Annotated in this window: 6 protein-coding genes; 5 read left to right on the forward strand and 1 reads right to left on the reverse strand. The window is 34.7% G+C overall.

Features of this window, described 5'->3' with window-relative positions:
* Window positions 1-1,872 (reverse strand): Nramp family divalent metal transporter, encoded by a 1,872-nt coding sequence (locus ACKVOD_RS00005; protein ID WP_409207427.1) that lies wholly within the window; start codon window positions 1,870-1,872, stop codon window positions 1-3.
* An 84-nt stretch (window positions 1,873-1,956) separates the two neighbouring features.
* Between ACKVOD_RS00005 and ACKVOD_RS00010 the strand changes: the two genes are divergently transcribed.
* The 5 genes from ACKVOD_RS00010 (at window position 1,957) to ACKVOD_RS00030 (ending at window position 8,031) form a co-directional block, all read left to right on the forward strand.
* Window positions 1,957-2,724, forward strand: a complete 768-nt coding sequence (locus tag ACKVOD_RS00010) for a transporter (RefSeq protein ID WP_409207428.1) — start codon at window positions 1,957-1,959, stop codon at window positions 2,722-2,724.
* Between the two features lie 115 nt (window positions 2,725-2,839).
* On the forward strand, window positions 2,840-3,250 hold the full coding sequence (locus tag ACKVOD_RS00015) for a BrxA/BrxB family bacilliredoxin (protein WP_409207429.1): 411 nt from the start codon (window positions 2,840-2,842) through the stop codon (window positions 3,248-3,250).
* Between the two features lie 128 nt (window positions 3,251-3,378).
* Window positions 3,379-3,765: a hypothetical protein gene (locus ACKVOD_RS00020; RefSeq protein ID WP_409207430.1), complete on the forward strand. Its 387-nt coding sequence runs from the start codon at window positions 3,379-3,381 to the stop codon at window positions 3,763-3,765.
* A gap of 146 nt (window positions 3,766-3,911) precedes the next feature.
* On the forward strand, window positions 3,912-5,267 hold the full coding sequence (locus tag ACKVOD_RS00025; RefSeq protein ID WP_409207431.1) for a rhodanese-related sulfurtransferase: 1,356 nt from the start codon (window positions 3,912-3,914) through the stop codon (window positions 5,265-5,267).
* A gap of 25 nt (window positions 5,268-5,292) precedes the next feature.
* Window positions 5,293-8,031, forward strand: a complete 2,739-nt coding sequence (locus ACKVOD_RS00030; RefSeq protein ID WP_409207432.1) for a family 78 glycoside hydrolase catalytic domain — start codon at window positions 5,293-5,295, stop codon at window positions 8,029-8,031.
* The last annotated feature ends 276 nt before the right edge of the window (window positions 8,032-8,307 follow it).

Consider the following 8,307-nt stretch of genomic DNA (forward strand, 5'->3'; position numbering starts at 1 on the left):
CTAAATCTTTACAATAAACAACGGGATTTTAATTTTATGCCGCACATTGTCTACCGTTGTGCCAAAAAGCATATCATTTAAACCAGTGTGTCCGTGAGTTCCCATTACTAAAACATCAAATGGTTCCGCATTTATTAGTGTTGGAATCACTTTGTTTGGTTTTCCAAAACCTAATTTTGTGGTCACTTTATATCCTTTTTTGGTAAGCATTTCTTGGTATTCAAGCAATAATTTTTCGTCTAATAAGGTTTCGTGATCCTCAACATTTTCGCCATACATAATGGCGCCTACAGTTTCTACTACGTGAATTAAAGTATATTTTGCCTCTAAGCCTCCCAACTCAAAAGCACTATTAATAGCAATTTCATCGGCGTTTGAAAAATCAACTGTAATAGCAATATTCTTATTGCTAAAACTCCCTGTCTTAGAAAATTTAAGTTGCAAATTGTGAGGAGAATGGTTGTAGATTTTGATTTTATTCTTGGAGAAAAACGGCTTGAACACAATATATAATAATAAGATTAAAAAACTTATAGCCAATGGGACAACTGTTAACCAAAGTAGTAGCGGATTTTCAGATGTTTCTAGCCAGCCTTGAATTTCGTTGAAAACCAATTTGGCATTCAAGGAAACAATTATAGTAGCCACAATCCAAGAGGCAATTTGGGTCGCTCTTGAAATATGGAAACCTTTCATTTTTGATTTATCCGACACAAAATGGATCAACGGAATAATAGCAAAACCCAATTGTAAACTCAAAATCACCTGACTTAATATTAGCATTTTTCCCGTCACGCTTTCGCCAAAAATAGAAATCACAATTACGGCTGGTACAATAGCAATAAGTCGAGTAATAATGCGGCGAACCCAAGGTTGAATTCGTAAATTGAGATAACCCTCCATAATAATTTGACCTGCCAAAGTTCCTGTTATAGTAGAACTTTGCCCAGCAGCAATAAGAGCAACCGCGAATAAAATGGGTGCCCATTGCGTTCCTAACATGGGTTCCAGAAGGCGATGTGCATCTTGAATTTCGGCCACTTCAAAGAGTCCGTTATTATAAAAAGTAGCTGCCGCCAAAATTAAGATAGCCGCATTTACAAAAAAAGCTAAGTTTAGAGCAATAGTGCTGTCGATAAAATTATATTTCAAAGCTTGTTTTATGCCCGCTTTACTCCTATCAAATTTTCTGGTTTGCACCAATGACGAATGTAAATATAAATTGTGAGGCATTACGGTAGCACCTATAATTCCGATGGCAATATATAACGCCTCCTCAGTGGGAATACTAGGAATCAAACCCGTTAAAACATTCCCTATTTCGGGTTGGGCAAAAATCATTTCGAAAATAAACGAAAATCCAATAATGGCAACCAAAGCGATTATAAAAGCTTCCATTTTTCGGATGCCTTTGTTTATCAAAAATAATAATAAAAAAGTGTCTAGCACCGTTATTAAAACCCCTTCTAACAATGGAATTCCAAATAATAAATTAAGTCCGATTGCCATTCCTAATACCTCGGCAAGATCGCAAGCTGCAATGGCTATCTCGGCCAAAAAGTAAAGAATATAATTGATGAACTTCGAATAGGTTTCTCTTGAAGCTTGAGCCAAATCACGTTGGGTAACAATACCTAATCGGGCACTTAAACTTTGCAAAAGCAATGCCATCATGTTACTCATCAATAAAACCCAAAGTAAAGAATACCCAAACTGACTTCCTCCAGCTAAATCAGTCGCCCAATTACCCGGATCCATATAACCAACGCTGATCAAATAAGCGGGGCCAAAAAACGCTAATATTTTTCGGAAAGTTGATGTTTTATTTTGTGCCGATACCGATTCGTTTACTTCTTCGAGTGACTTTGCCATAATTTAAAATTAAAATCACTGACAAAAGTAACAAATAATTTGATTTGGGTAATATTTTTTTTAGATTTGTCTAAAAAATAAATTATGCTAATCAAAATAAATAAAACAATCTTACTTTTTTTCTTTTTATTTCTAATACAATACGGGTCATTTGCACAAGAATTGCCATCTATTCAAACCGACAGGCCAGACCAAACGGAATGTCCATTTATAGTTCCTATACATTATTTTCAACTCGAAAATGGATTTACTTATGAAAAAAAAAATACTGAATCAAGCCAAATTGTAACGCCAACTATCTTAACCCGCTTTGGAATAAACGATCATTTTGAATTGCGACTCATCACAGAATATAGTATTGAAGATGATTTTTCTAATAACATATCCGGAATTAACCCCATATTAATAGGTTTAAAAACACGTCTTTTTGAAGAAAAAGGGCTGATTCCATTGACTTCTTTTATTGGCCACATCGTAATTCCAAAAGCAGGTTCAAAAAATTTTCAAACTTTATATTATGCTCCCGAATTTCGATTCACCATGCAACACACGCTCTCAAAGAAACAGTCTTTAAGCTATAATTTTGGTGCTGAATGGAATGGTGAAACTGCCGAACCCACTTTTATTTATACCCTAACCTCTGGATATTCTTTGACGGGGAAAATTGGTTGTTATATTGAATTTTATGGATTTGTGCCACAAATTGAAAAACCAGATCATCGCCTTGATGCAGGTTTTACGTATCTGTTTAATCCCAATCATCAATTCGATATTTCAGGAGGATTTGGTTTGTCTAAGATTTCTCCAGAATACTATTTAGCCTTAGGCTACTCTTTTCGTTTCAAAATCTAACCCTATCAAACTATAACAAAACTTTATAATTCAAACTTACATCTTGCTTTGAAACTTCGTAACTTTGCAAAACTTTAAACAAAGAAAACTTTAAACAATTTTAAACAAAAATAGTATGTATCCACAAGAAATGGTAAAACCAATGCAAGCCGAATTAACAGCTGCAGGTTTTCAAGATTTACATAGTGCCTTAGCAGTTGATAACGCTATAAAAGCATCAGGAACAACACTAGTTGTAGTAAACTCCGTTTGTGGTTGTGCGGCAAGAAATGCACGTCCAGGAGCGAAAATGAGCTTAGAAGGGTCTAAAAAACCAGATCATTTAATCACTGTTTTCGCAGGAGTAGATAAAGAAGCTGTAGATGCTGCAAGACAACACATGTTCCCTTTTCCTCCGTCATCGCCTTGTATGGCTTTGTTCAAAGATGGCGAATTAGTTCACATGTTAGAGCGTCATCATATTGAAGGTCGTCCAGCAGAACTAATTGCAGAAAACCTGAAAGATGCTTTCGAGGAATTTTGCTAGACTGTTAACTAAGAAGAACAAAATTTAATTTTACCGCAGATTCGCAAATTTTAAAATAATAATTTGCGAATCTGCGGTAATTTTTTTTAAATTTACAATGAAATAGACAACTTTTATTATCCTTAATTATGAAGTGGTTTTTTAAAATAATAGTGCTTTCTATCTTATTGCAAAGTTTTCAATGTACTGACCCAAATGACTCATCCGAAAATATAACTTCTGAGGAATTAGAAATAAAAAAACAGGAAATTCAAAATTATATAAATAGTTTTAGTTGTTCCGAAAGTGTAGGTTGCGGTTTTATTGCTTTTGGTACAAAACCTTGCGGCGGACCTTGGTCATATTTACTTTTTTCAAACGCTGTAGACATAGTGAAACTTCAAGAAATGGTGAAAAATTATAATGAAATGAATAAACAATACAACCTTAAAACTGATGCAGTATCGGATTGTATGTATCAAATACCTCCAACCGAAGTAAAATGTGTCAATGGCGTTTGTACCATTATCAAGTAAAAATTAAATTTTACACATCCTCGAAAACCACGTTTAACCGTGTTTTTTATTTTCCTTTTGTGAACTTTGCGAAAAAACTTTGTGCCTTTGCGGTAAAGATTCTACTTTTGCAAAAATAATTTTTCAAACTTAAATCTGTTTATAGCATGCAACTGTACAACACTTTGAGCGCAGAAGAAAGGTCAATACTTATTGACGAAGCAGGAAAACAGCGATTAACGCTTTCTTTCTATGCTTATGCGCAAATTCAAAATCCAACTCAATTCAGAAACGAATTATTTCTAGCATGGAATCCGCTCGAGGTTCTAGGTCGAATTTATGTCGCCCATGAAGGAATTAATGCTCAACTTTCACTTCCTGCAGATCATTTTTATGCTTTTAAAGAAAGTATAGAAAAATATGATTTCATGCAAGGAATTCGGCTGAATGTTGCTGTCGAACAAGACGACCACTCCTTTTTGAAATTGACTATAAAAGTCCGTGATAAAATAGTTGCTGATGGACTAGAAGACGAAACTTTTGATGTAACCAATATTGGAATTCATCTCAAAGCCAATGAATTCAACCAACTACTCGAAGATCCAAACACGATTGTGGTCGATATACGGAATCATTACGAATCTGAAATTGGTCATTTTACTAATGCTATAAAACCCGATGTAGACACTTTTCGAGAAAGTTTACCCATTATCGAAGAACAACTTTCAGCACACAAACAAGACAAAAAACTATTGATGTATTGCACTGGAGGAATTCGTTGTGAAAAAGCTAGCGCCTATTTCAAACACAAAGGTTTTGAAAATGTGTACCAACTTGAAGGCGGTATTATTGAATACACCCGACAAGTAAAAGCAGAGGGTTTAGAAAGTAAATTCATAGGTAAAAACTTTGTTTTCGATCACCGCTTGGGTGAAAGAATTACCGACGATGTTGTTTCTCAATGCCATCAATGTGGAGCTCCTTGCGATGTTCATACGAATTGCGCCAATGAAGGCTGTCACTTGCTTTTTATCCAATGTGAATCGTGCAAATCTAAAATGGAAGGCTGCTGTTCGGACGAATGTGTATCGATAATTCATCTCCCCGAAGACGAGCAAAAAGCGGTTCGCCGTGGCATTAAAAACGGAAATAAAATCTTCAAAAAAGGAAAATCAGACGTTCTAACGTTCAAAAATAATATGGAAAGTCATAGCGTTTTTGTAGCTGAAGAAAAAAAATCAGTTGTTGCTAAAGCTCCAAAAATAAAAAAAATATTCATCGGAAAAGGGACTCATTTTTATCCAAAAGCAAGTATCGCTCAATTCGAAATTGAAGAAAACGAACTCAAAATTGGCGATAAAATTCTAATAAAAGGTTCAACAACCGGAGAACAACAATTGATTATCGAAGAAATGTTTGTTAACCAAATAGCTGCTGAAAAAGCAGTTGCTGGAGAAAATATTACGCTAAAATTACCGTTTAGAATTCGATTGTCTGATAAACTGTATAAAATTAGGGAGTGAAGTAAGATAGAAAATAAACCATAAAATGAAAGATTTAACAAAAAAAATATTTACATTTCTAAAGGCATTTATCCTAAGTTTTATATTTACTCAGGCCAGCATTAGTTCCTGTTATTCGCAAAATTATTCGGACATTTCTATTTATGAAGCCAAATTAGACCAAGAACACAATCCTATTGGCGTTGACAATGAAACCCCCGAGTTTTCATGGAAATTGAAATCAGAAAAAAAGAACAGATATCAGAAAGCATATCAAATTGTTGTTTGGTCAAAAAATTCAAAAGACACTTGTTGGAATAGTGGAAAAGTAATTTCAAACAGTACTATCCTGCGAAAATATCTCGGGAAACGTTTAGAATCTGTTACAGCTTATAAATGGAAAATACAGATTTGGGACAACAACGGAAAAATAAGTTTATGGTCAAAGGAGAATGATTTTTCTACCGGTTTATTAGCGGAAAAAGATTGGAAAGCAGACTGGATAAGTACTCCTGATTCTATTTACGCTCCCGTTTTTATAAAAAAATTCAGGATTGATAAAATCCCCGATTTAGGGAATATTTTTGTGAATTGTCAAGGATATTTTGAACTTTATATAAATGGAAAGAAAGTAGGAAACGATGTTCTTTCGCCAGCAGTTAGTAACTTTAAAACTGAAAATTACTATCTCGCTTATAATGTCAAGGATTTTCTAAAGATTGGAGAAAACACTATAGGTTTATGGACAGGACGTGGCTGGTATTCCGCAGGATTGCCCGGAGTTATTCATCAATCACCTGTTTTTCGTCTTCAAGCTCATTTATCTTCAAACCAAAATGATCTGATAATAGTTTCAGATACTACTTGGACTACATCCAATAGCAATATTAGCCAAATCGGGAATATGAGATGGAATAATTTGGGTGGTGAACTAGTCGACAATCGAATTACTATGAATGATTGGGCAACCGATAAAAACAATACCAACCGAAAAAGTGCCATTCGTATTGCAAAACCAACCGCAGTTACAAAATCGCAAATTTGCAGACCAAATATTATTTCTGAAAGTATAGCGGTTAAGAATATTTCGCAAATAGACAAAGAGGTTTGGCTGGTCGATTTTGGTAAAAATTTCACCGGTTGGATGAAGATGGAAATTAAAAATCAGAAACTGGGCGATACAATTGACTTTATTTATTCCGATTTCTGTAACAAAAAGCCTGAAAAAAAATCTAAATACAAATGGGATTTTGGGAATAAATATATAAATCAAAGAGATGGGTATATATCGTCGTCTTCAAAAAGTGGTGTGTTTAGTCCCAAATTTAACGTCCACGCTTTTCGTTATGTGATTATTCAGGGGTTAAACTACAAACCAAAAGCTAGCGATATTACAGGGTATATGATAGAATCTAATCTTGATGAAGTTGGCAGCTTTACCTCTTCTGACCAGGATTTGAATGCTATTTATGAGCTAAACCATTACACATTTCGATGTTTAGACATTGGCGGATATTTTGTGGATTGTCCACATCGAGAGCGTTTGGGTTACGGCGATGGTCAAGTGGCAATCGAAACGGGAATCTATAATTTCGAATTAGGTAATTTTTATAAAAAATGGGCTCAAAATTGGATTTCTGAACAAAGTCCAAACGGAAAAATTCCAAATACGGCACCTTCGCCATATGGCGCTGGCGGAGGACCAGGTTGGGGTGGTACTGGAGTTGTTATACCTTGGAAAATATATAAATATTATGGTGACACAACGTTTTTGAGTTCTTCTTATGATGCAATGGTGCGCTATGTAGATTTTTTGGAAACAAAAAGCAAAGATGGAATTCTAATGCATTACGGTGATGAAACTTGGGGGTTTATTGGCGATTGGGTACCTCCGGGCAAGGGAATGGATTCGAAAGATAAAGTGGGAAAAACGGAAAAAGAAGTATTTAACAATTGTTACAAACTATACTTATACGAAATTTTAGCGGAATCTGCCAGTGTATTGGGTAAAACCACTGATAGTGAAAAGTACAAAAACATATCCGAAACATTGAAAAATAAAATCCACGAACGCTATTATAACAACGAAAAAGGAATTTATGCAAACGGCGAACAATCATATTTGGTATTTCCATTGTTAATGGACGTACCTGCAAAAGCTGAAAGAGACCGTGTTTTGACAAATCTTGTAACTGATATAAAAATCACCAATGATGGGCATCTCAATACAGGCATGCTAGGGACTTATTTTATGCTGCAATATCTTGTAGAAATAGGTCGCTCTGATCTCGTTTATTTAATGATGAAACAAAAAACCTATCCGGGCTGGGGTAATATGATTGCGCAAGGAGCAAACACTAGTTGGGAGCAGTGGAATGGCTATTGGTCTAATATTCATTCTTGTTTTACATCTGGCGGAGGCTGGTTTTTTACAGGAGTAGCAGGTATCCGTCAGGTGGAAAAATCAGTGGCTTTTGAACACTTACTTATAGTTCCTCAATTAACAGATGTAATAAAAGAGCAAAATACTACATTCAATTCTCCTTACGGGGAAGTTGCTGTATCGTGGACACACAAAGGCAATGACACTTTGCAAATGGAAATTGAAATCCCAACTAATTCAAAAGCAGATATTATTTTGCCAGTTGCGGAGAATCAAGTGGTGTATGAATCTGGTAAGAATATAAATAATAATTCGCATATAAAGATACTTTCAACGCAAACGAACCAATTGCGTTTATTTGCGCTCTCAGGAAAGTATGTTTTTGAAATCAGAAATAAATAATAATACCGTGTCATTTTTATAATTGTCCGAAAACGATTAGTATAATGCAGACCTGGTATGAAAATAATCCAATTTTAATAGGAATGTATTAAATATATAATCGATGTTAAATATTGTAAAGAGAAATAGAAATCAAGTTTTCTTTTTTCAAAAAATCTGAAATCTAATCCCGAAGTATCGGGACGAAATCTAAAATCTTTGCTATCTTTACAAACTGATCGTTTTAAGAACATAAGTTGCATTCATAGCAACAATATATATAAAATTATGGCATGT

The sequence above is a fragment of the Flavobacterium sp. genome (assembly GCF_046155325.1).
In the GTDB taxonomy this organism is placed as follows: Bacteria; Bacteroidota; Bacteroidia; order Flavobacteriales; family Flavobacteriaceae; genus Flavobacterium.

Bases quoted from the DNA above. Each gene is read 5' to 3' on its own strand.
- ACKVOD_RS00005 (WP_409207427.1), bottom strand. From the start codon at position 1,872: ATGGCAAAGTCACTCGAAGAAGTAAACGAATCGGTATCGGCACAAAAT.
- ACKVOD_RS00010 (WP_409207428.1), top strand. From the start codon at position 1,957: ATGCTAATCAAAATAAATAAAACAATCTTACTTTTTTTCTTTTTATTT.
- ACKVOD_RS00015 (WP_409207429.1), top strand. From the start codon at position 2,840: ATGTATCCACAAGAAATGGTAAAACCAATGCAAGCCGAATTAACAGCT.
- ACKVOD_RS00020 (WP_409207430.1), top strand. From the start codon at position 3,379: ATGAAGTGGTTTTTTAAAATAATAGTGCTTTCTATCTTATTGCAAAGT.
- ACKVOD_RS00025 (WP_409207431.1), top strand. From the start codon at position 3,912: ATGCAACTGTACAACACTTTGAGCGCAGAAGAAAGGTCAATACTTATT.
- ACKVOD_RS00030 (WP_409207432.1), top strand. From the start codon at position 5,293: ATGAAAGATTTAACAAAAAAAATATTTACATTTCTAAAGGCATTTATC.